Genomic DNA, 22,772 nt, shown 5'->3' on the forward strand with positions numbered 1-22,772 from the left:
CGTCTCCTTGTTGAGTCCTAGAGTGCAAGCGCGGCGCGGCCGAGCGCGAGGCGCGTGGAATCGTCCTGCGGCGTGTGCACGCGCCCGCACAGGACGTCGCGATAGTGCCGCTCCAGCGGGTTGGCGCGGCTGAGGCCGTGATTGCCAGTGAGCGACAGCGCGTCCTCGACCACCGCGACGGCGTTGTTGGTCACGGTCAGCTTGATCACGTTGGACTCGCCGGCGGAGAGCGCGGCGCCATCGTCGAAATCGCCGGCGAAGGAGGAGATCAGCCGCGCATTGACGGCAAGCCGTGCCTCGATTGCGCCGAGGATTTCCTGCGCGCGCGGCAAGGTTGCGAGCGGCGCGCCGAGGCTGGCGGGGACACGATGCTTCAGGAAGGTCACAAGCCAGTCGCGCGCGGCACGTGCGACGCCGTCATAGATCGCGGCCACGAAGACGGTGTGAACAGTCGCCTGCGCGACATCTGGCCCGCGCCAATCCGATGGTTTGCGGACGTCGATCTCGGAATCGAGGGGGATCACGACATCGTCGAAGACGACGTCGTGGCTGCCGCTGGCGCGCAGGCCATGGTGATCCCAGGTCTCGACGATGCGCGTGCCCGGCAGCCCTGCGGGCACCAGGAACTGGCCGACGCGCGGCTCCGCCTCGTCGGTCCGCGCCCAGACCAGATACCATTCCAGGATCGGCGCACCGGTCGAATAGATCTTGTGGCCGGTCAGGCGCCAGCCGGTTTCGGTGCGCCGCGCGATCGTGGCCGGCAGGCCGCCGCGCGCTGGCGAGCCGAGCTCCGGCTCGACCCGCAGCGCATTGATGAGGGAAATCCCCTCGACGGCTTCGCGCGCGAGCTTGCGCGACAGCCACGCCGGCCAATTCGCACCTCGCGCCATCACCAGATGATTGATGTAGTGCATCGACAGCACGAGCGCGGTCGACGCATCGGCCTTGCCGATGATGCCGAGGACGCGCGCGGCGTATCTTGCGCCGGCCCCGGCCCCGCCGTGGGACGCCGGCACCGTCAGCGACAACAAGCCGGCCTCGGAAAGCTCACGAAAATTCTCGAAGGGGAAGCTGGCCTCGCGGTCGTGCTTGGCCGCGCGTGCAGCAAAGCCCTCGGCGAGAGCCTCGGCGCGCGCGACAAAGTCGGGTTCGCTCTGGGCCGTCCGGCCCCTGGCCGCGGAATTCACCATGTGGCGTCGAGCCCCAACAGGCCAAGGATCTGGCGGCGCAGATCCGCAAGATAGGGGTCGCCACGATGGCGTGGATAGGGACGGTCGACGCGGATGTCGGCCTTGACGCGCGCGGGCCGTTCGCTGAAGACGATGACGCGATTGGCGAGCACCAGCGCCTCCTCGGCGTCATGCGTCACCAGCAGCGTGGTAAAGCCCTTGCGCTGCCACAGCGCAACGATCTCGGACTGCATGGTGATCCGCGTGAGCGAGTCGAGCTTGCCGAGCGGCTCGTCGAGGATGAGGATTCTGGGATCGTTGACCAGCGCACGGGCGAGCGCGACGCGCTGCGCCATGCCGCCCGAGAGCTGGTGCGGATAGGCGTTGCGGAACGCCGCAAGGCCGACGAGATCGAGCGCGTCATCGACGCGGTGACGCTGGCTCTTCAGAATGCCCTGGGCTTCCAGACCGAGCGCGACATTGTCCCACACCGAGCGCCAGGGAAACAGCGTCGGGTCCTGGAACACGACGACGCGCGAGGGATGCGGACTTCTGATGCGGCTTTCGTCCTCGCGCAACGTTCCCGCCTTCGGCCTGTCGAGGCCCGCGACGAGGCGCAGCAGTGTCGACTTTCCGCAACCGGATGGGCCGAGCAGCGCGACGAACTCGCCCGGCTCGACCGAGCTGCTGACGTCGCTGAGCACAGGGAGCTCGGCGCCGTCGATGTCGAAGGCATGGCTGACCTGCTCGATATCGAGCGCGGCGCCGGCGGCCGGATGGGTGATGGCTTCGGCGAGAGCTACGGCTACCATTTGACGGTCCCCTTCTGCCAGACCAAGAGGCGGTCACGGATCGCGAACAGCAGCGTGATGGCGCCGGAGCAGAGCAGCGACATCACGATCAGCGCCGCATACATGTTGGCGTAGGCAGCCCAGCCCTGCGCCCATTGCAGGTACCAGCCGAGGCCGGCCTTCACGCCGATCATCTCGGCGACGACGAGCACGGCGAAGGACGAGCCGAGCCCCATGAACAGCCCGACGAAGACGTGCGGCAACGCCGCGGGGATCGCGACCTTCAACACCAGAAAGGACGGCTTTGCACCCAGCGTGCGCGCGACGTCGTAATAGGCATTGCTGACGCTCGCGACACCTGACCAGGTCAACACCGTGACCGGGAAGCCGGTCGCGAGCGCGATCAGGAAGGTCGAGGCGCTCCAGCTCGATGGGAACGTGAAGAACGCGATCGGCAGCCAGGCGGTCGCCGGCAGCGGTCCGATGAAGCGCAGCACCGGGTGCACCCAATAGCCGACCGCACGCGACCAGCCGATCGAGACGCCGGTCAGGAAGCCGACGGCGGCGCCGATCAGATAGCCCCCGAGCTGAAGCCTCACCGACGCAAACACGCTGTCGAGCAGCTTTGGCAGATCGTCGGTGTAGACCTCGATGATCGCCTGCGGCGGCGGGAAGAACGGCAGCGGCAACCAGGCGAATTTTGCAGTCGCAACCTCCCACAGCGTCAGGAAGGCGCCGAGCGCGACGAGCCAGGGCGCGCGCTGGCGCAAGCCTCGACCGGCCGAGCCGAGGTAATCGGCGCCGACCGTTCCGAACAGAGCGACCGCGGCAATGATGAAGGCGGCAATGCCGAGCGAACGCGTCCGCGACCAGTCGCCGACGTCCTCCCACCACAGGCAGGACAGGCCGAAGGCGATCCAGATGGCGCTGGCGGCGACGCCCGCGCCGGATTCCTTCAGCCAGCCGGCGAGCAGCGGTGCGCGCGTGAGGCGTGGCGCGCCAGAAGCGAGGCCGTCAGACAGCGAATACGTCGACATAGATGCGCTCCGCGAACTTGGCCGTGTCGGTGCTCTGTTTGAAAACCTGGACGCTCTTCAGGTCGTCGGCATAGGCCTTCAGCTCGCGCTTCAGCACCTCGCCGACCGGATGATGATGGTGGGTGTGGTAGCGCACCATGCCTTCGATATCGGCGAGCGTTGCCGCTTTCGGCGCGTAAGGCTGGAACGACTTCGCCGCAACGGTCGGATTCTGCGCGGTGAACATCGCGGCATCGAGCAGCGCCTGGGTGATGGCGCGCGCAACTTGCGGCTCCTCGCGAACCAGGCTGCCGCGCAGGCCCACGATGCAGCAGCTCTTGTCGCGGTATTCGCCGTCGAGATTGGAGGCGACCTCCTTGTACTGGCTGTCCTTGAGCCAGAGATAGGCGAGCGGATCGGATGACAAGAAGGCCTGCACCTCGCCCTTCTCGACGGCGACGTTGAGAAGGTTGCCGGGATAGGCGCGCCAATCGACCTCCTTGACCGGATCGATTCCGAGCTTTGCGAGCTGGATCGAGAAGAAGTTCTTATCAGGACCGGCGAGATCGCCGACCGCGACGATCTTGCCCTTGAGATCGGCGAGCTTGCCGACGCCGGAATCGGTGCGCGTCAGCACGCGCATGCAACCGCCATGGGTGCCGGCAGCGATCTTGACGTCAAAGCCCTGCTCCAGCGGCTTCAGCCAGCGCAGCGCCATGCCGAGACCGGCATCACTCTTGCCGGTCGCGATCGCTTCGAGCAGCTGATCGGTCGAGCCGGAATAGTTGACGAGCTCGACGTCGAGATTCTGCTTCTGGAAGAAGCCGTGCTCGATGGCGACGGGCAGCGGCGCGAGGCAGACGGCTCCGGCGTTCCACGACAGCTTCAGCTTGCGCGGCGCGCCTGTGAGCGCGGCTCCATCGGATGCCGTCCGGCACAGTGGAAACTCCGAGAAATCGACACCCGGCGCGACCGCGCGGGGCGCGAAGGCCTGCGCACCGAGGGCCCCGAGCGGCGCGACGAAAGCCGCCGCTAGCCCGGCCTGCAGCAGATGGCGCCGGTCGAGGCTCGATCCGCCGCGTTCGTTGTCGTTCTTCATCGGTCTTTGGCTCCTGCGCTGGCACGGCTCTGCCGTTTGCGCAACGTCTGGCGTTGCGCATGTTCCGTGCGGAGCTGCGTTGAAAGAAAAATCTTATCCTCGGCGATCACGCGCCGCGTTGATGCGATGCGCAAATCATGCGGCGCGTTCGGCACATCGTCAATGAAATGGAATTTCGAATGTCGTGCGAGGCGAAGTCATTCTGTCCATCGGCACGCACACGCGCGATGAAACGATTTTCGCTGGAGCATTGTCGCTCAATGCAGCGTCGTTTCTCCCTGGTCTACATCATTCTTGCGCATCTTCGTCTGTGCGCATGGCGCCTTCTCGAAAGCGTCGGTTCGTTGAAACGTCCTTGCCTGCGTTGCCTGCAATACGGTCGGCCATTTCATTGACTGCGCGTGGCGCGATCATAGACTTGATCGTCTCGCTGCATCGCTCGCTCACGCGTCGTGAGCAAGGCAACAGACAGAAGACATGAGTATCAACTCCTCCTCCCACGACCATCCCATCACTCGCCGGCTTGCAGCATCGCTGCTCGCGGCTGCCATCACGCTGTCGACAGCCGCGGCATCACTCGCCGCCGAGACCGTCGTGCTGCGCGTCGGCGACCAGAAGGGCGGCAACCGCTCACTGCTCGACATCTCCGGCTACGCCAAGGATCTGCCGTACAAGATCGAGCGGTCGGAATTCCCCGCGGCCGCACCGATCCTCGAAGCGCTCAACGCCGGCGCGCTCGACGTCGGCCACACCGGCGATCTCTCCTTCCTCTCGGTCTATGCGGCTGGCGCGCCAATCAAGGCGATCGGCGGCACGCGCTCGGATGCGAAGACGCAGGCCATCCTCGTGCGCCGGGATTCGCCGATCAAATCGGTCGCCGATCTCCGGGGCAAGCGTCTCGCCGGCACGCGCGGCGGCTGGGGCCAGTTCCTGATCGACGCGACGCTGGAGAAGGCCCAGATCAAGCTCGAGGATGCGACCTTCGCACCGCTCGGCCCGGTCGACGCCAAGATCGCGCTGGTGGCCGGCTCGATCGATGCGTGGGCGGTGTGGGAGCCCTACGTGTCGTTCGCGACGCTGAAGGACAAGGCGCGCGTGATCGCCGACGGCGATGGCCTGACGCCGACCATCACCTTCATCGTGGCTTCCGACAATGCCATCGCCACCAAGCGTGCCGCCGTGCAGGACCTCGTGCAGCGGCTGAACAAGGCGCGGCTGTGGTCGCTCGATCACCTCGGCGAGTATGCCAAGAGCACGGCCGAGCTGACCAAGCTGCCGGAGGACGTGCTGCTGTCCGCCTACACCGCACAGCGCACCAGCCCGATCGTGATCGATGAGAATGTGGTCAAGGAAATCCAGGAGGCGTCCGACCGCTCGACGCGCTACGGCATCCTGCCGAAGCGGCTCGACGTCAGTAAAGCCGTCGACCGCAGCTTCACTGCCGCAGTCGCTGGCTCGAACTAGAGAAGGACGCGGCGGGATGCGCAGGCTTCGTCCCAAGGCCGCCCCGCTTCATCTCGCCGCGATCGTGCTCGCGCATCTCGCTTGCATGAGTCTGCTCGTGTGGCCGTCGCTCTAACGGCCCGCATCCGCCCGCCGGCATTAAGAAAATGATCATGACAACATAAGGTTGCCATAAGGACTTTTGTCGCACCGCCGCACTAGCATCGCGCCCGTCATTTCGGTGGTAACGCGATGCCTCACCCGCGGCGCGGCCGGACAGCCGGGTTCGCTCTCTGGTTGCCCATGCCGCAGTTACGGGCTTACAATGGAACTTGCCCTGCGGCCGCCGACGCTCGCAGGGGAAGGCGACCTTAGGGCTGGAGATCAGCGCCATGTCAGCCACTCAATATCTGCGTTATGAACCGTCCGTCGAACAAGTCCGGCCGGAGGAGACGAAAGCGGTCGCGGAGATCATCGCCTCGATCAAGCGAACCAGCGAATTCACCTGCGACCGAGACAAGGGGCACGGAACGCGCCAGCAGCACGCCAAGGGCGTCGGCTTTCTCCGGGGCGAATTGACCGTCTACGACGGTCTGCCGGACCATCTGCGCCAGGGCCTGTTCGAAAAGGCCGGCGTCTATCCGATCATCGTCCGCCTCTCCACCGCGTTCGACAAGAGCGATCGCGTTCGCTCGCCACGGGGATTCGCCATCAAGGTCTTGGGCGTGACGGGCCCGAAGGCGACCGACGACGATGCCTCGACGAACCAGGATCTGCTGCTGGTCAATCACAAGAGCTATTTCGCGGATGCCATGGCCTATTGGAGCGCACAGCGCAATGCCGAGCGCAACGTGGGCATGCCGGATTTCGTGTTCAGATTCGGAGGGTTCGTCGCGCGCAATCTTGTCGCGCTGTCGGACTCGACGGGCATTCACATCCCGATCCTGCTGCGGGCGATCGGCGATCCCGGCAACAACATTCTTGGAGAGACCTTCCACACCGAGGGCGCGCTGCGCTTTGGTGATTATGTCGCACGGCTTCGCGCGGTGCCGATGTCGGAGGCGCTCCGCAGGCTCACCGGTCAGCCCTGCCATGATGGCGACGATGTCGTGCTCAAATCCGTCGTTGCCTACTTCAAGGACAATTCGGCGGAGTATGAACTGCAGGCCCAGCTCTGCACCGACTTGAAGCGCACGCCGATCGAGGATGCTTCGATCGACTGGCCCGAGGACGTCTCGCCGCCGCAAGCCTTGGGCAAGATCACCCTTCCGCGCCAGGCCGCCGACAGTCCCGCACGTCGCGACTATGCCAACGAGGTGCTGTCGTTCGATCCCTGGCGATCCCTTGCGGCGCATCGGCCGCTCGGCTCGATCATGCGGGTGCGCAGGGATGCCTACCGCATGTCCCGGACGCTCCGGCAGCAACAGAACAAGGACAAGTTCCCACCGCCCAAAGAGCCGCGAGAGATCGCGGACCTGCCAGATTGAGCCCGATCACGTCAGGCCGGCAATTTCGCCTTCGGCATTGCGGTCTGCGTCGAAGAGGGATGCCAACCGCAAGGGATCACCGGGATCGAGCGACTGCGCCAGCGACGCGATCACCTGGCGGGATCGACCTTGCCACTTGGCCGCCTTCTGCGCGTGTCCCAGGCTTTCGTAAAGTGCCGCGGCCGTACGGTAGACGCGCCATGCAGCCTGCGGCAGCCCCGCATGGCGGATGACCGAAATGGCCGCCGACAGATGGTCGCCTGCCGACTGCGCATCGTGCTTCAGCAGCGCAATTCTTGCCATCACATCGTAACTCAGCACGAGAAACGGCTTGTCGGGCGCAGCGCTCGTCACCTTATGAAAACGACCGGCTGCACTCTCGGCGCGATCGAGATCGCCGACCGCAATCCAGTAGTCGCACCAGGTCAGGAGATAGTGGGGCATGACCAGCGACTCCATCGGCACGCGGTCGACCTCCATTCGCCTCTCCAGAGCGTCGAGGTGCTGTCGCGCCAGGGCCAGGTTGCGCATCCTGACATAGGCGCGCGCAAGCAGGTTCCTGCCGACGAAGAAGGTGAACGGATTTGCCTCGGTCATCGGGCCGAGCGCTTCCTCGCCTCGTCGCGCCGCGCCGCCGTATTCCTCGGCCTCGGAATACAGCCAACCGATGGTGAGCTGGCACAGTGCGATGGCCTGCGGATTTGCGTTCCGCTCCGAGATGGCCAGTGCGGCGACAACGCTGCTATGCGCTCGCCCCCACTCACCGGAATAGATCTGCGCAAAAGCCTCGACCGACTCGTAGAGCGCGAACAGATAGACGTCGCCGACTTGCCGGGCGAGCTGTTTTCCTCTGCTCGTCGCAGCGCAGCAGGCCGGGTAGTTTGCGCGCAAATACTCCAGCACCATCTCCATCGAGCAGCGCCGCAGCCTCATGCTGAAATCCTGCGAGTCCGTGATCAGCCTTGATGCCCGCTCGGAGAGTTCGGCGTTCTCGCGGTCCCAGCCGCGCAGCATCAACTTCAGATTGGCGACGTTGCCCTGAACCAGTGCGCCGAACGCGGCGTCATCAATCGCACGACTCTTCGCCAGAGCCTGCTCGGCGAACGGCAGGCTCTGGCGCCGATCGACGTAAAGGCAGAACCTGCTGAGGTCGACCAGCGCGTTCACCTCTTCACGCACCAGCCCGTTCTCGGCCGCATGCGCGACCACTGCGCCGAGATCCTGGAGCGAATTGAGGAAATCTCCGCCGGCCCGCCAGGCCCAGGCGCGCTGGAGCAGCAGCTTCAGACGCGTTGCCACCTGAAATTCGGGCGGCAGATTCGGCACGAGCTCCAAGGCCCGGGACAAATAGTTCGCTGCTTCGCGCGTGCTGAACCGCCGCGCCGAGCCTTCGGCGGCCGTGCCCAGATAGAGCATCGCCTTCGGGAAGTCTCGCCCCAGCTCGAAGTGACGCGCGAGCACCGCGGCAATCTCCGGAGCCCGAGGCCCGTAAGCCCGTTCGAGGCCCGCCCCGAGGCTCGCATGGGTCCTGGTGCGGCGCGCCGGCGCTAGCCGCTGATACAACGCCTCCTGATAAAGCGCGTGCTGGAACGCATAGCGTCCGGAGACCTCTCCGTTCGGCCACTCGGTCAGGCCATCGACAACGATGATGCGGCCGGTCCGTGCGAGGTCCTCGCACATCTGCTCGACTTCCAGCACCGGACGGTCCAGCACGCCGGCAACCTGGAGCGCGGAAAACTCCGCACCCGCCGCGCTTGCAACCTCGAGCAGGCTGCGCTCGTCGGCGGAGAGGTGATCGATCTGCTGCGTGATCATGCCTTCCAGATCGCGCGGCACGCTGTCATGCGAGGCCGCTTCCTCGCGGACCAGCCGCCAGCCGGCGTCGTCCTCGACGAGCGCACCCTGCGCCACGAGATGATCGACGAGAGATGTCACGAACAACGGCTGGCCGCCGGTTCGGGCAAAAATGCGCTCGACCAGCTCCCGGGCAAAATCGGCGGAGCCGAAGCGCAGAGCAAGATAGCGCTCGACGTCGACGCCGGACAGCCGATCGAGCGCGAGCTCGATGGCATGGCCATGGATCCGCAAATCCTGATGAACGGCGCGGACGGGATGTCCGCCGACGGCGACTTCCATCGGCCGATAGGTCGCCAGGACAAGGATCGCAGCCTTGCGGTCCCGCCGCGCGAGCCGCGAGAGGACGTCGACGGTGGCAAAGTCGCTCCAATGCATGTCTTCGAGCACGATCACCCATGGTCGGCCGACGGCAAGACTTTCCATGAGATCGGCGAATTCACGCAGCATGCGCTCGCGCGTCGCGCCGAAGACTTCATGCTGGAATGCGGTGCGGTCTGCTTCGCCCAGGAATCCGGGCATTTGCGCGAGCCAGGTCGGCGCGTGCGCGCGTATGGAGGCAAGAAGCGAAGCGCCTTCGGTCCCACGGCAACGCTCGTTCAGCGCTTCGATGATCGGCAGGAAGGCCTCGTGCGTGCCGAACAGCTCGTTGCAGTTGCAATGCAGGACGCTCAGCCCTTGCCGCTCGATCCTGTCGAGCGTCATCTGGACGAGGGTTGTCTTGCCGATTCCGGCCTCGCCGGTGATGAAGACGACCTGACGCTGTCCGGTCCGAGCAAGCTGCAGCGCCTTGTCCAGCGTCTCGAGCGCCGCAGCGCGTCCCACTCGCCATTGCCGCCGCCGATCGACGATCTGCTCGGCGGCGGACGGCTCTTCCTCGACCGCCTGTTCGATCGGAACGAGGTCGGTGATCGTGACCGCCGCAATGAAGCGATAGCCGCGCCGCGTGACCGTCTCGATGTAGTTGGGAGACTGCCTGTCATCGCCGAGCGCCGAACGCAGCGCGTTCATGGCCACGGCAAGGCTGGATTCGCTGACATGCAGATCGGACCAGACCGTGTCGAGCAGCTCTTCCTTGGTGACGAGCTCACCGGGGCGGCCGGCCAGACAGCAGAGAACCTCGAACGGCTTCGGCGCCAGCGCGATCCGCTCCCGGCCTCGCCACAACAGCGCGTTGGCCCGATCGAGCCGAAATTCCCCAAAGGCAAGCGCGTCAGTACGCACGGCTCCAACCTCCGGATGCTCCCCAATCTTAAGGGAAAGCTCAGCCAAATGTAAGGACACGCTTAAGACTTGCGCCTGGCGCCGGCACTAGCATCGCGCATCGTCATTTCAGGAAGGTGTCGGACAACCTCTCATCACGCTGTCAATTTCGGTCAGCAGGCACTCGACGCCCGAATTTTGGCAAGGAGTTGGCCATGAGCATTTCAAAACGCCCGGCGATTGCACCTTTTGCTCTTGTCATTCGCCAATACGATATCAAGGTCCTGCTGAGCGTCGCCATCCTCAGCCGTATTTTCCTCATCGCGCTGTATCTCGCCTCAGGCGGCCCCGGCCTGCCCGAAGCCGACATCATCACCGCGGTCGCGTTACCATGAGCTCGGGCCCCCTCGAATGGTGCATCGACATCGCGATCATTGTCGCGATCTGCATCGGGATTTTCTTGGGCCTACGTGCCCACAGCCATGCACCGGATCACAAGTCGGAGCAAGCGCCCGCCCCTCGGACCACCTGCTTTCAGCGGTCCGCGGCCAGTATAGGCATCGGAGCGTTTCCGCTCGGCAGGCACCCCGCTCGAACCGGGTGCCTTTGCCGGCGCGTTTAATCACCAATACGCGCGATGATAGAACCGCATCGGCCGGTGGTAGCCATAATAGTATGGACGATAATAGCGGCGGTAGCCGCCGTAATAGCCATAGGTGGGCGCGTAGCCATAGTAGGCCGGACCATAGCCGTAATAAGGGCCCGGATATCCGTAGCCGCCGTAATAGGGACCGCCACCATAGTAGCCGTAAGGTGCGGTGCTGGCGGCGATGGCGCCGCCGATGATGGCGCCGGCCGCGAGGCCGCCCAGGCCCCATCCCCAACCGCCGCCCCAGCCGCCACGCCAATGCACCCGCGTGGTGTCATTGCCTGCCGCGGCCTTCATGGCTCCGACATTGGTCGGCATCGGCGCCGCCGACGCCTGCTCCACCTGACCGACGATCACCGTGACCGCCAGCGAGCCGGCAATTGCCGTTTTCCAGATACTCATCGTCGTAACTCCCTGTTTGACGTTTCGCTTGGAAAAGGATCGCGCGCGATGATCGGGTATCTTTGCGCTGAGTCAAAGCCTCGATTTCGCGTGCAGCGCACAAGAGACCTGCTCCTGCCTCAATCGTGATCAAGCCTCGCCGCAGACGCCGCGTCTTTCCGAGCCTCGATCGACACGTCTATTTCCGCGCGGATATGACACCGCTGCGACGGCAAAGGTCTGTCGCTAAAGGCGAAAGCATTAAGCTTCCCGCACGGTCGCAACCAACAACCACCTTTTCGATTTACTATTCGTGCCGTTACTATCGGTTCCAATGGCGCCGGGCCGACAGGCTCCTCGCGACAAAAGGCCTCGGCCCGCGCCAGACGTCAGTGGGAGGATGACATGAATGCCGTGGGAAATGAGCCGCTCGCCCGTCAGGCGCTGGCATTCGTCTTGGCCGGCGGACGGGGAAGCCGGCTGCTGGAATTGACCGACCGGCGCGCCAAGCCGGCGGTCTATTTTGGCGGCAAGTCGCGCATCATCGATTTCACCCTGTCGAACGCCGTCAACTCCGGCATCCGCCGCATCGCGGTCGCGACCCAGTACAAGGCACACAGCCTGATCCGGCACTTGCAGATGGGCTGGAATTTCTTCCGTCCCGAGCGCAACGAGAGCTTTGACATCCTCCCGGCAAGCCAGCGCGTCTCCGAGAACATGTGGTATGTCGGCACGGCCGACGCGGTCTACCAGAACATCGACATCATCGAGTCGCACAATGCCCGCTTCATCGTGGTGCTGGCCGGCGACCACATCTACAAGATGGATTACGAGGTGATGCTGCGCCAGCATGTCGAGAGCGGCGCCGACGTCACGGTCGGCTGCCTCGAAATGCCGCGCGCGGAATCCTCCGGGTTCGGCATCATGCACATCGACGAGGATGGCTGGATCAAGTCGTTCCTCGAGAAGCCCGCCGATCCGCCGCCGATGCCGGGCAAGCCCAACGTCTCGCTCGCCAGCATGGGCATCTATGTCTTCAACGCCAAGTTCCTGTTCGACGAGCTCAAGCGCGACGCCGAGGATCCGAACTCGAACCACGATTTCGGCAAGGACATCATCCCCTACATCGTGAAGAACGGCCGCGCGATCGCGCATCAGTTCTCCAGCTCCTGCGTCCGTTCCGGCAACGACCACCGCTCCTACTGGCGCGATGCCGGCACGGTCGATGCCTATTGGGCCGCCAATATCGACCTCACTGACGTGGTGCCGGAGCTCGATCTGTTCGATCGCTCCTGGCCGATCTGGTCCTATGCGGAGATCACGCCGCCCGCCAAGTTCGTGCACGACGAGGAGAGCCGGCGCGGCCAGGCCGTGAGTTCGCTGGTCTCCGGCGGCTGCATCATCTCCGGCGCGTCGCTGCGCCGCTCGCTGCTGTTTACCGGCGTGCGCGTCAATTCCTACGCCAATGTCGAGAACGCCGTGATCATGCCCTACGTGAATGTCGGCCGCGGCGCGCGGCTGAAGAACGTCGTGATCGACCGCGGCGTCGAGATCCCCGAAGGTCTCGTCGTCGGCGAAGATCCGGAGTTCGACGCCAAGCGCTTTCGCACCACCGAGCAGGGCATCTCGCTCATCACCCAGCCGATGATCGACAGGCTCAATACATGACGCCTGTTCGCGTCCTTGCGGTCGCCTCTGAAGTCTATCCCATCGTCAAGACCGGCGGCCTCGCGGATGTCGCCGGCGCGCTGCCGCTCGCGCTGAAGTCGCATGGCGTCGAGATGCGCACGCTGATGCCGGGCTATCCCGACGTGATGCGGGTTCTCACGGGCGCGGAGGAAATCCGGCGCTGGCCGGACTATTTCGGCGGCCCGGGCCGCCTGCTCGCCGGCTCGCGCGACGGGCTCGATCTGTTCGTGCTCGACGTGCCGCATCTCTACGCGCGGCCGGGCAACCCTTACGTCACGGCCGACGGCGTCGACTGGCCGGACAACGGCGTCCGCTTCGCGGCGCTGTCGCGCATCGCCGCCGATATCGGCCACGGCCTCGTCCCCGGCTTCGTGCTCGACATCGTGCACGCGCACGACTGGCAGGCGGGGCTCGCGCCCGCCTATCTGCACTATGACAACCGACCGCGGCCCGGCACCGTGATGACCATTCACAACATGGCCTATCAGGGCAAGTTCGACCGCGAGCTGATCGGCGCCATCGGACTGCCGTGGGACTCGTTCAACGTCAACAGCCTGGAATATTTCGGCGGCATCAGCTTCCTGAAAGCCGGCCTGCAATTCGCCGACCGCATCACCACGGTGTCGCCGACCTATGCCCATGAGATCCAGAGCGACGAGGGCGGCATGGGACTCGGCGGCCTTCTTCGCGAACGCGCAAGCGTCCTGAGCGGCATCCTCAACGGCATCGACATCTCGGTCTGGAATCCGGAAACAGATCCGCACATCGCCTATCGCTTCAGCGCCCAGGACCTGGCGTTTCGGGCCGCGAACAAGGCCGCGCTTCAGCAGCAGTTCAATCTCGCATCTGCGCCGGAAACGCCTCTGCTCGGCGTCATCAGCCGGCTGTCGTGGCAGAAGGGCCTCGATCTCCTGCTCGAGGCGATCCCGACCATCCTGAGCGAGGGCATGCAGCTTGCGCTATTGGGCAGCGGCGACCGCGATCTCCAGGATCGCTATCAGGCCGTCGCGCGCGCCAATCCAGGACGGATCGCGGTCGTGATCGGCTATGACGAGATCTTGGCGCATCTGATCCAGGCCGGTTCGGATGCGCTCATCGTGCCGTCGCGATTCGAACCGTGCGGCCTGACCCAGCTCTGCGCGCTGCGCTATGGTGCCGCGCCCATCGTCTCCCGCGTCGGCGGCCTCGAGGACACCATCATCGATATCGGCGAGGCCGACAGGTCCGGCCACGCCACCGGCTTCAAGTTCGCTCCGGTGACGGCGGAGGCGCTCGCAGGCACGCTGCGCAAGGCCAATATCGCCTTCCATGACAAGCTGACCTGGCGGCGGCTGCAACTGAGCGGCCTCGCCACCGACGTCTCGTGGCGCAACCGGGCGGGTGATTATGCCACGCTCTACCGCGACCTCATCGCTGCGCGCCGTCCGTGACGCATTTCGACTGACGCATCACCATCGTCGAATCCATGCTATAGAGCCGCATGGAACCCTTCGCGATCAAGCTGCTCGGCTTTGCCGCTGCAACCTGCACCACCGTCGCTTACGCGCCGCAATTCATCAAGGTCTGGAAGACGCGCTCGGCGAGGGACATCTCGCTCGGCATGTTCCTGGTCATGGTGCTCGGCCTCGCACTCTGGCTCGTCTACGGTCTGCTCTCGGGCGATGCCCCACTGGTCGCCGCCAACGCCGTCACGATGCTGCTCGCCGGCGGCATCCTGTTCATGAAGCTGAAATACGGCTGACGATCATCCACCGAATGCGTATGACGCCATCGCGACGCTTGCGACCTCGTCGAGGAACAGACGCTGGCCGACGTCGCTACCGGCGGCGCCGGCCACCACCATCAGCGGCAGCAGATGATCCTCCCGCGGATGCGCAAGCCGCGCGCTCGGCGCGTTCTGCCAGTCGATCAGCATCGCGTTGCGGCGCGCCGGATCCGGCTGGCTGATCGCATCATTCAGATAGGCTTCGAACTCGTACGACACCGGCTTCGACTCCGGTCGGCCGAAACCGCGCATGTTGTGATAGGTGAGCCCGCTGCCGACGATCAGAATGCCGGCATCGCGCAGCGAGGCGATCGCCTGCCCGACCTTGATGTGCTCAGCCGCGTCGTAGCCGGACTTCAGCGACAACAGCACGATCGGCATATCGGCGTCCGGATACATCAGGCCCAGCGGCACGAAGGTGCCGTGGTCAAAACCCTGATTGGCATCCTCGCGGCAATCGACGCCGGCGCGCACGAGCAATGCCCTCACCTCGGCGGCGAGCTCGGGTTGACCGGGCGCCGGGTATTTCAGGTGATAGGTGTGCTCGGGGAAGCCGTAATAGTCATACACCATCGGCGGATGCGCCGAGGTCGACACGGTGAACGCATCGGTCTCCCAATGGCCGGTGATGACGAGCACCGCCTTCGGTCTTGCCGGCAGAAGCTGCGGCAACCGCCTGAACTCCTCGGCGGTCTTTGCATATTGCACCCGCCTGTCCTCCATGAACGGCCAGGGGCCGCCGCCATGCGACAGGAAGAAGGTTGGAAATCGCGTCATGGATGTCGGCTCGTCTGTTTCGCAACATGCGCGTGTTACACCCGCGCCAGCGGCGGCGAGCATAGGCAAACCGGTATGGTTAGCAAGCCGTTAACGATTTGCCGCTCACAATCCCCGGCGTGGCCGAAGCACTCGGCCAGAAGACAAGCAGGACGAAAGATGAGGAAGTTTTCGCTGGGGGACGTCGTCAACAGTGACAAGGGCCGCCGCGGCGTGGTTCGCGCCGCCTTCAAGTCGAGGGAAGGCCAGCAGTTCTACGCCGTCGAGAAGGACGGCGCGATGGACTATCTGGAGGAAGACCGCCTGACGCCCGCACCGCGCGTCGAACTCGCGGCATAAATCCAAACCTCCTTTTCGAATCTCTATCGAACGAGCCGGTCGAGACGCTCTGACCAGGCGTCGTCGCCGCTCGTGATGTGATCATTCGTGATCAGCAGCAGACGATCGTCCTTCGCAGCCGCATCCCAATGCGGCAGGTCCGGGCCGTTGGGATCGCCGCTTCTGGCGAAGTTGATCCAGTAGGCGCGCAAGCGGCTCGCGACTTCGCGATCCCGTCGCGTGAAGATGCCCGCACCCGGCAGGCCCTCGACGCCGAAGATGAACTGCAGCTCGCGCCCGTGCCCCTCCTCCGGATTTCCGCGCCGGGCTTCGGGAACGTAGGCGAAGCGATAGCGGAAGGTCGGCGCGCCGCTCGCGGCGTGCAGGCGCGACAGCAATCGCACCGGTTCGGAGTAGACCTTGTCGGTGTAGAAGCGTGCCGCGAGGTCCGACGGCTTGGCGACATCAGGATAGAGCTTGCGCAGCTCGTCGATGCCGGTGCCGGAGGATGCAAGCTCGTCTTTCACATCGCGCTCGCTGTCGAAACGCGTCTCGTCATCGTTCGAGCCGATGATCAGGGGAATGCGGCCTTCATGGCCGGCAGCAAACCCTGCGGCGATGTCTTCCGCGGCCAGGACTCCGTCGGCGGTCGGCGCGTAGCGTGCGGATTTTGCAAGCAGGCGTTTTTCGGCGGCCAGCAGGCGGTCGGGCTCGATCGCGCGCGGATCGGTCCTGTTGCCATCCTGCCCGAGCGCGGTAACGAACTGGCTACCAAGCGTCTCCGTCTCCTGCTGCGAGCGCAGGCGCGCGCGGCCGGGCACAGATTGAAGAATCGCCTTCTGGAACAGATCGCGCGCCTCTCTGCACAGCATCAGCAGCGCGATCGATGTCGCGCCCGCACCGCTGCCGAACAGGGTGACGTTGGCTGGATCGCCGCCGAACGCCGCGATGTTGTCGTGAACCCAATGCAGCGCCGCGATCTGGTCCATCAGTCCAAAATTGCCGGAGCCGCCTTCCGACAGCGCGGGATGGCTGAGCCAGCCGAGCGCGCCGAGGCGATAATTCACGGACACCACGATGAGCCCGGCCTGCGCGAGCTTTGCGCCATCGAACAGCGGATCGTTGGCGGTGCCAGAGACGAACGCGCCACCGTGGATGAACACCATCACCGGCAGCGGGCCGTCCACCCCGAAAGGACGAAACACGTTGAGCGTGAGGCAATCCTCGCTCGTGTCCTGCAAGGACGGTTGCAGACAAGACGAGCCGAAATCATAGGCGGTCCGCATGTCCGAGCTCTCCGCCGTGGCTTGCGGCGGGCGCCAGCGCAGCGGGCCGACCGGCGGCGCGGCATAGGCGAGTCCCTTGAAGGAGGCGACCTCGCCTTCGACGGCGCCGAGCATCTGTCCTTCGCGCGTCAGCGCAAATGGAAACTGGCCGACCGGCTGGGCCGCGGCGAGGCCGGCGCAGCACAGGATTGCGGTAGCCAGAGCGAGCGCAAGCAAGGACCGCATCTTCGGAGGATCTCGATGCGCGGAATGGTTCCTCGAGAAGTTACGTCCGCAGGCTGCGGCGAGGCAAGCCCGACGCGACGTCGAGCCTAGCTGTGCTTGCTGGTGAGCTCGGCGAGCGCGCGCCGCGCGACGATGCCGAGTTCACCGAGCGTCGAGTGCCCGGATTGCGCCGCCTTGATCAGGTTCTCGGCGATGAATCTGCGGCTGTCGTGATCGCCGCCGTGCGGCAATTGGCGGCACGTCTCCTCCAGGACGACGTCCATGTTGGCTTTGGTTCGCTCGCTCAACTCTGTCATGGCGCCGGTCGGTACGCATGGGTGACGAAAAACGCAGCGTACACAGAAGCATCCCGCCTGATTAGTCCGGAAAATCACGCATATGGCGCCGTTGTGCGTCGCGACGCGTGTATCTCCATGACCTTCGCGTTGCCGCGGTACCGCTCCAAACGACTACCGAAGATTGAAATTGCTCAAATGACAAGCCGGGCCTGCAGCGATAGCCTGCCGGCAAAACAAAACGCACGGGAGGAATGCCATGCCTGACGCAATGGTCGCTGCACGTGCCTCTGACGCCGCAAGCGGAGCCATCCAGCAGGTCGATGTCGCCGTGGTCGGCGCCGGCTTTGCCGGCCTCTATCTCCTGCACCGGCTGCGCAAGGCCGGCTTCTCGACCGTCGCGCTGGAAGAGGCCGGCGATGTCGGCGGCACCTGGTACTGGAACCGCTATCCCGGCGCGCGCTGCGACATCCAGACCATCGACTACAGCTACACCTTCGATCCCGAGCTCGAGACGGCCTGGACCTGGTCGGAGAAATACGCGACCCAGCCGGAGATCCTGCGCTATCTCGGCTTCGTCGCTGACCGTTACGATCTGCGCCGCGACATCCGTTTCAAGACCAAGGTCACGGAAGCCAAGTGGGACGAAGCGGCCGAACGCTGGCGGCTCGGCACCGACAACGGTGCACCCGTCTCCTGCCGCTATTACATCATGGCAACCGGCTGCCTCTCGGCACCGAAGCCGCCGGAGATCGACGGCGTCAAGGATTTCCAGGGCGCGGTTTACTTCACCGGGCGCTGGCCGCATGAGGGCGTCAACCTTGCGGGCAAGCGCATCGCCGTGATCGGCACGGGCTCCTCCGGCATCCAGTCAATTCCGCTGATTGCCGAGCAGGCCGCGCATCTCACCGTGTTCCAGCGCACGCCGAATTTCGCGCTGCCGGCGCACAACGGGCCGGCGCCGGAGGATCGCATGAGCCTGTTGCAGGGCGACCGTGCCGCCTATCGCGAGCAGGCGCGCCAGTCGATGGCGGGCGTCCCCTATCCGCAGCAGACCGCGGTGAGCTGGCAGCTCAGCGATGCCGAGCGCCGTGCGCGCTTCGAAGAGGCCTGGGGCAAGGGCGACCTCGTCTACATCCTGACGCAGCTCTGGGCCGACCAGGCCGTCGACTTCGACGGCAACGCGCTGATCTGCGACCTGATCCGCGAGAAGATCACGACGATCGTGAAGGATCCCGAAACGGCGGCCGCCTTGATGCCGCACGATCATCCGTTCGGCGCAAAACGTCCCTGCCTCGACACCAATTACTACGCGACCTACAACCGGCCGAACGTCACGCTAGTCAATCTGCGCCAGGAGCCGATCAAGGCGATCACCGCCGGCGGCATTGTGACCGACAAGCGCAGCTTCGACGTCGACGTGATCGTGTTCGCAACCGGCTTCGACGCCATGACCGGCGCGATCCGCGCCGTGCATCCGATCACGGGACGTGGCGGCAAGTCGCTGTCCGACGTCTGGGCGCAGGGGCCGCAGACTTATCTCGGGCTCACGGTCGCGGGCTTCCCGAACTTCTTCATGATCACCGGGCCCGGCAGCCCGTCGGTGCTGTCGAACATGGCGGTGTCGATCGAGCAGCATGTCGACTGGATCGTCGACCGCCTCGCCGCGCTTCGCGACACCGGCTTTTCCACCATCGAGGCCACCGAGACGGCGCAGGCCGGCTGGGGCCAGCACATGGCCGACTGCTCGATGCTGACGCTGCACCGGCTCGCCAACACCTGGTACACGGGCGCCAACGTGCCCGGCAAGGTGCACGCGCTGATGCCCTATACCGGCGGCGTCGGTCCCTATCGCAGCATCTGCGAGGAGGTCGTCGGCCGCGGCATGCTCGGCTTCAGGCTCACCGGCGCCGGCGGCGCCGCGCAATGCAATGACGGCGAGATCGTGCGCCTGCAGCCGGATGTCCGGCTGGTGCTGAACCTGCTCGGGCAGTTGAACCTGCCGCCGATCGAGTCGATGGGCGCGCTTGGCGCGCGCGCCTTCGTCAACGAGTTCAACAAATTGCGGCCTGCGGGACGCCCTGTCGGCGAAATCGTCGATGGCACCCTGCCCGGCAGCGACGGTCCGCTACCCTATCGGCTGTATCGACCGGCGACGCCGGGGCCGCATCCGGTCGTGGTCTATTTCCATGGCGGCGGCTGGGTGCTCGGCGACGAGCAGTCCGACGATCCGTTCTGCCGCGACATGGTGCGGCGAACCGGCATGATCTTCGTCAGCGTCGGCTATCGCCATGCGCCCGAGCATCGCTTCCCGACCGCGGCCGAGGACGGTTATGCCGCGACACGCTGGATCGCCGAACACGCGGCCAAGCTCGGCGGCGCGCCCGGCGCCGTGCTGGTCGCGGGATGGAGCGCCGGCGGCAATATCGCTGCCGTCACGTGCCAGCTCGCGCGCGACCGTGGCGGCCCGGAGATCTCCGGTCAGCTCCTGATATGCCCGGTCACCGACTGCACCTACGAACGGCCGTCCTACAACGACAATGCGACCGGCTATTTCCTGACGCGCTCGCTGATGTACTGGTTCTGGGACCTCTACTGCTCACCGGCCGACCGCACCGATCCGCGCGTCTCGCCGCTGCGCGGCAAGGTCGCGGGCCTGCCGCCGGCCTTCATCGTCACCTGTGAGTTCGATCCCCTGCGCGACGAGGGGATCGCCTATGCCGAAGCGCTCGCGGCCGCCGGAGTGCCGGTCGAGCAGCTCAAGGCGCGCGGTCATTTCCACTCGTCCTTCACCATGGTCGACGTGGTGATCACCGGCGTGCCGGGCCGGGTGCAGATGGCCGAGGCGCTGAGGCGCTTCGCGGGATTTTACAAGATCGCGGCGGCTGCGAGTTAACCGGTGACGGACTGCCGGGAACCATTTCCCGGCCGCCACGTTAGCAGCGCGTGGCATTGAGATGCAGCGATAGATGTGTGGGCCCCGGCACGCAAGGCACGCGTGCTGGGGTTCTTTTTGCGTGAGGGGGAGTGCGATGGGAGACGCGTCTTTCAGTGATTCCAAGGTCAATTTCAGCGCGGCCGCCGTACTGTACAAATGGCCTTCGCTCGGCAATCAGCGCCGGCCGGATCGTACCTCCTATCAAGTGATCGAAGGCACGCTCGATCAGTGCATTTCGGCCTTCATGGGCAAACCTGCGGCAACCCGGCACCTCTATGAGATCCGCGCAACGCCGCAGCCGCCACTGGTCACGGCAATCCTGTCGCCAGAGCACATCGCCGAGCTGTCACGCTTACGGGAATTTCTCTGATCGCGTGCGGCTGCTGTCGTTTGCAGCGCACGACAAGCTTCGCGCGACAGTAGGAACCTTCTGCCGGATTTTCCCGTTATCAGTGCATCGGAAAATGGCGTGAGTGCCTACGATGCTTGAAGCGGACGTATCATCCCCGATCGTGCCTTATGGCGCCGATCAAACCATATTCGTGGTGGTCGACCGTCTCGACAGGGCGACAGAAATCCGCATTGAACGAAGCGACATCGAAGTCACGATCGACGAACTCGTCGCCGGCTGCTTCCACGATCCTATCCAGGTGATTTCCTTCAACACGCTCGAACATTGGATGAAGGACATCTCGACCGAGATCGCCGGCGAAATCCAGGCGCGCTGCGACATCGACGGCGTCACGCTGCCCGACTATCTCAGCGATTTCGTCGAGAGCCATAGCTGATCGCCCACGATCGCATCGGCCCGGCCAAATCCGCAAGCCCGCACAAAACGACGCCTGGAGCGACCGGAGTTAGGCGCGCTGATATCTGCCGGCGATCACCTCGATCTCGCGGCGGCGTTCGCCGGCGAAGGTCAGGAGCTGTTCGATCGTCCGCGTATCCGTGATCCGTTTGGCCAGCCGTTCGGCGCGCGCGGCCTGATCTTCGAGATACTGGATCGTGTTCAAGCGCCGTCTCCCCGAGAGCCCGATTTGTTGGGCACCCATGGTGCGTCAGAGCGGCTAATAGCCGGTTAAGCGCGCGGTGCTCAATGTCGATCGACTACGTCTATCGCACCACGTCGAGCCGGACATTGGTGATGCCCTTGTCCTCCATGCCGAGTGCGGCGGCAGCAGAAGGGGTAAGGTCGACAACGCGCCCCCGGACATAGGGCCCGCGATCGTTGACCCTGACGGTGACGGAACGGCCGCTGGAGACATCAGTGACGCGCAGGCGCGTCCCGAACGGCAGGGTCGGATGCGCCGCGGTCAATTCGTTCTTGTCGTACTTCTCGCCGCTCGCGGTCTCCGTGTCCGAGTAGAAGCTGGCAACGCCGTGCGCGGCTGTCTCCGTGGCATTGCCTCGATCGACCGGCGCGCGCGCACGCCTGATCGGCCGAGTATGCAGGGCTGCAACCCTATGAGGCCGCTCGACGGTGGCCTGGCGGCTGGTTCCGACAAATCCAGAGGCCGCCTGGCGGCCGGCCGGCGATTGCGCGCACGCGGCGAGGGAAGCGGCGCCGATCACGGCGAGCAGAAGCCGGCATGAGGTTGCGGGAGAAATCCGGGCACTTTCGGTATGTGCATAGCGAGACATGATACGCCCCTCCGAACAACCCTAGGTTCGTTCGGCAATGGGGGCAGAACCTTGTCGGAAGGAAAGCAGGCCTGAGGCGACCGTCGTTTCGGGCCGGCTGTGACGATTCCATCACAGTTTATGTCCTGAATCGGGACAGGTTCCCACCGAACCGGCCAATAACTCGACGCAAGACAAGTCGCAACGTCACAGCACGAGCGCTGCGCCGGGCTTACGGGCCAGCGAGTGCTTCTTAAGGATGCGCACGAGCTCGCGTCGGTAGAGCCATTGCCAGCGAGTCGTCAGGCTGGCGAGAAAGTCGAGCTCTCGTTGCGCCAATGTGCACATCACGAACCCGATCCGTTGAACGCGTCAGCCGACGAGACCTCCCATCGGCCTGACATCTACGCTGTCGGGGAAGACGGCGCTGGCGAGCAGATTCTCCTCGACGCGCAGATGATCCTTGAGCAGGCCCTTGAGCACGGCGCGCAGATCGATGGTGGGCTTGAGATCGCGGTCCTCGAACAGCTGCGCCGGCTTCAGCCCCGGCCAGTCCACGATCACGCGGCCACCGGCGAGCGCACCGCCTGCGAGGAAGGCGACTGTGCCGGTGCCGTGGTCCGTTCCGCCCGTCCCGTTGATGCGGGCGGTGCGCCCGAATTCGGTGACGACGGCGACCACGGTCTCGTGCCAGGCTTCGCCCATGTTGCTTTCGATTGAAGCGAAGGCACCGTCGAGTGCGCCGAGCAGATTGAAGAGCTGGCCCGAAGCCGCGCCTTCGCGCCGC

21 protein-coding genes and 1 pseudogene are annotated in these 22,772 nt (G+C 64.9%); 10 read left to right on the plus strand and 12 right to left on the minus strand.

Annotated elements, in window-relative coordinates; translation table 11 throughout:
* Positions 1-17: 17 nt before the first annotated feature.
* Genes K289_RS0109480 through K289_RS0109495 form a run of 4 tightly spaced genes read right to left on the minus strand, consistent with a single transcriptional unit; the run spans position 18 to position 4,075 of the window.
* Positions 18-1,190: an acyl-CoA dehydrogenase family protein gene (locus tag K289_RS0109480; RefSeq protein WP_027551284.1), complete on the minus strand. Its 1,173-nt coding sequence runs from the start codon at positions 1,188-1,190 to the stop codon at positions 18-20.
* A complete protein-coding gene (locus K289_RS0109485; RefSeq protein ID WP_027551285.1) occupies positions 1,184-1,981 on the minus strand; it encodes an ABC transporter ATP-binding protein in 798 nt (265 codons plus the stop codon). The genes K289_RS0109480 and K289_RS0109485 overlap by 7 nt, the downstream gene beginning before the upstream one ends.
* Complete coding sequence (locus K289_RS0109490; RefSeq protein ID WP_027551286.1) at positions 1,975-2,997, minus strand: ABC transporter permease; 1,023 nt, start codon at positions 2,995-2,997, stop codon at positions 1,975-1,977. The genes K289_RS0109485 and K289_RS0109490 overlap by 7 nt, the downstream gene beginning before the upstream one ends.
* The gene (locus tag K289_RS0109495; RefSeq protein WP_027551287.1) at positions 2,975-4,075 is read right to left on the minus strand and encodes an ABC transporter substrate-binding protein; all 1,101 of its coding nucleotides are present in this window, start codon (positions 4,073-4,075) and stop codon (positions 2,975-2,977) included. The genes K289_RS0109490 and K289_RS0109495 overlap by 23 nt, the downstream gene beginning before the upstream one ends.
* A 477-nt stretch (positions 4,076-4,552) precedes the next feature.
* Here K289_RS0109495 and K289_RS0109500 point away from each other — a divergent pair, with 477 nt between their 5' ends.
* Both K289_RS0109500 and K289_RS0109510 read left to right on the plus strand, forming a co-directional pair.
* Complete coding sequence (locus K289_RS0109500; RefSeq protein ID WP_027551288.1) at positions 4,553-5,539, plus strand: ABC transporter substrate-binding protein; 987 nt, start codon at positions 4,553-4,555, stop codon at positions 5,537-5,539.
* Positions 5,540-5,910: 371 nt separating this feature from the next.
* Positions 5,911-7,005: a catalase family protein gene (locus K289_RS0109510; RefSeq protein ID WP_027551289.1), complete on the plus strand. Its 1,095-nt coding sequence runs from the start codon at positions 5,911-5,913 to the stop codon at positions 7,003-7,005.
* 6 nt (positions 7,006-7,011) lie between these two features.
* On the opposite strand, the gene K289_RS0109515 is transcribed toward K289_RS0109510, so the two are convergent.
* The gene (locus tag K289_RS0109515; protein ID WP_027551290.1) at positions 7,012-10,083 is read right to left on the minus strand and encodes an AAA family ATPase; all 3,072 of its coding nucleotides are present in this window, start codon (positions 10,081-10,083) and stop codon (positions 7,012-7,014) included.
* 194 nt (positions 10,084-10,277) lie between these two features.
* On the opposite strand from K289_RS0109515, the gene K289_RS0109520 reads away from it, so the two are divergent.
* Positions 10,278-10,457: a hypothetical protein gene (locus K289_RS0109520; protein WP_027551291.1), complete on the plus strand. Its 180-nt coding sequence runs from the start codon at positions 10,278-10,280 to the stop codon at positions 10,455-10,457.
* 227 nt (positions 10,458-10,684) lie between these two features.
* Here the strand turns inward: K289_RS0109520 and K289_RS0109530 are convergent, their stop codons facing one another.
* Positions 10,685-11,113: a hypothetical protein gene (locus K289_RS0109530; RefSeq protein WP_027551292.1), complete on the minus strand. Its 429-nt coding sequence runs from the start codon at positions 11,111-11,113 to the stop codon at positions 10,685-10,687.
* A 384-nt stretch (positions 11,114-11,497) separates the two neighbouring features.
* Between K289_RS0109530 and glgC the strand changes: the two genes are divergently transcribed.
* The 3 genes from glgC to K289_RS0109545 are packed head-to-tail and all read left to right on the plus strand — an operon-like array spanning position 11,498 to position 14,522.
* Positions 11,498-12,760: a glucose-1-phosphate adenylyltransferase gene (gene glgC / locus K289_RS0109535; RefSeq protein ID WP_027551293.1), complete on the plus strand. Its 1,263-nt coding sequence runs from the start codon at positions 11,498-11,500 to the stop codon at positions 12,758-12,760.
* The gene (glgA, locus tag K289_RS0109540) at positions 12,757-14,211 is read left to right on the plus strand and encodes a glycogen synthase GlgA (RefSeq protein ID WP_027551294.1); all 1,455 of its coding nucleotides are present in this window, start codon (positions 12,757-12,759) and stop codon (positions 14,209-14,211) included. Before glgC ends, glgA begins: the two co-directional genes overlap by 4 nt.
* A 50-nt stretch (positions 14,212-14,261) precedes the next feature.
* Positions 14,262-14,522, plus strand: a complete 261-nt coding sequence (locus tag K289_RS0109545) for a SemiSWEET transporter (RefSeq protein WP_027551295.1) — start codon at positions 14,262-14,264, stop codon at positions 14,520-14,522.
* Between the two features lie 3 nt (positions 14,523-14,525).
* Here K289_RS0109545 and K289_RS0109550 read toward each other — a convergent pair whose 3' ends face one another.
* Positions 14,526-15,323, minus strand: a complete 798-nt coding sequence (locus tag K289_RS0109550; RefSeq protein WP_027551296.1) for a class III extradiol ring-cleavage dioxygenase — start codon at positions 15,321-15,323, stop codon at positions 14,526-14,528.
* 159 nt (positions 15,324-15,482) lie between these two features.
* Here K289_RS0109550 and K289_RS0109555 point away from each other — a divergent pair, with 159 nt between their 5' ends.
* Positions 15,483-15,662 (plus strand): hypothetical protein, encoded by a 180-nt coding sequence (locus K289_RS0109555; RefSeq protein WP_027551297.1) that lies wholly within the window; start codon positions 15,483-15,485, stop codon positions 15,660-15,662.
* A 23-nt stretch (positions 15,663-15,685) separates the two neighbouring features.
* Here the strand turns inward: K289_RS0109555 and K289_RS0109560 are convergent, their stop codons facing one another.
* Together K289_RS0109560 and K289_RS0109565 are read right to left on the minus strand one after the other, a co-directional pair.
* Positions 15,686-17,152, minus strand: coding sequence for a carboxylesterase/lipase family protein (locus tag K289_RS0109560; protein ID WP_027551298.1), 1,467 nt, complete (start codon positions 17,150-17,152; stop codon positions 15,686-15,688).
* Positions 17,153-17,238: 86 nt separating this feature from the next.
* On the minus strand, positions 17,239-17,448 hold the full coding sequence (locus K289_RS0109565) for a hypothetical protein (RefSeq protein ID WP_027551299.1): 210 nt from the start codon (positions 17,446-17,448) through the stop codon (positions 17,239-17,241).
* Between the two features lie 238 nt (positions 17,449-17,686).
* Between K289_RS0109565 and K289_RS0109570 the strand changes: the two genes are divergently transcribed.
* From K289_RS0109570 to K289_RS0109580, 3 genes are all read left to right on the plus strand, one after another.
* Positions 17,687-20,323, plus strand: coding sequence for an alpha/beta hydrolase fold domain-containing protein (locus K289_RS0109570; protein WP_027551300.1), 2,637 nt, complete (start codon positions 17,687-17,689; stop codon positions 20,321-20,323).
* A 136-nt stretch (positions 20,324-20,459) separates the two neighbouring features.
* Positions 20,460-20,735 (plus strand): hypothetical protein, encoded by a 276-nt coding sequence (locus K289_RS0109575; protein WP_027551301.1) that lies wholly within the window; start codon positions 20,460-20,462, stop codon positions 20,733-20,735.
* A gap of 112 nt (positions 20,736-20,847) precedes the next feature.
* Complete coding sequence (locus tag K289_RS0109580; protein ID WP_027551302.1) at positions 20,848-21,153, plus strand: hypothetical protein; 306 nt, start codon at positions 20,848-20,850, stop codon at positions 21,151-21,153.
* 69 nt (positions 21,154-21,222) lie between these two features.
* Here K289_RS0109580 and K289_RS51475 read toward each other — a convergent pair whose 3' ends face one another.
* From K289_RS51475 to K289_RS0109600, 3 genes and pseudogenes are all read right to left on the minus strand, one after another.
* Positions 21,223-21,378 (minus strand): hypothetical protein, encoded by a 156-nt coding sequence (locus K289_RS51475; protein WP_198024679.1) that lies wholly within the window; start codon positions 21,376-21,378, stop codon positions 21,223-21,225.
* 100 nt (positions 21,379-21,478) lie between these two features.
* Positions 21,479-22,006 (minus strand): septal ring lytic transglycosylase RlpA family protein, encoded by a 528-nt coding sequence (locus K289_RS0109590; RefSeq protein ID WP_027551303.1) that lies wholly within the window; start codon positions 22,004-22,006, stop codon positions 21,479-21,481.
* A gap of 351 nt (positions 22,007-22,357) precedes the next feature.
* Positions 22,358-22,765: pseudogene (locus K289_RS0109600) on the minus strand (DUF1501 domain-containing protein); the annotation flags it as partial.
* Between the last annotated feature and the right edge of the window lie 7 nt (positions 22,766-22,772).

This window comes from Bradyrhizobium sp. Cp5.3 (assembly GCF_000426265.1).
GTDB classification, from domain to species: Bacteria; Pseudomonadota; Alphaproteobacteria; order Rhizobiales; family Xanthobacteraceae; genus Bradyrhizobium; species Bradyrhizobium neotropicale.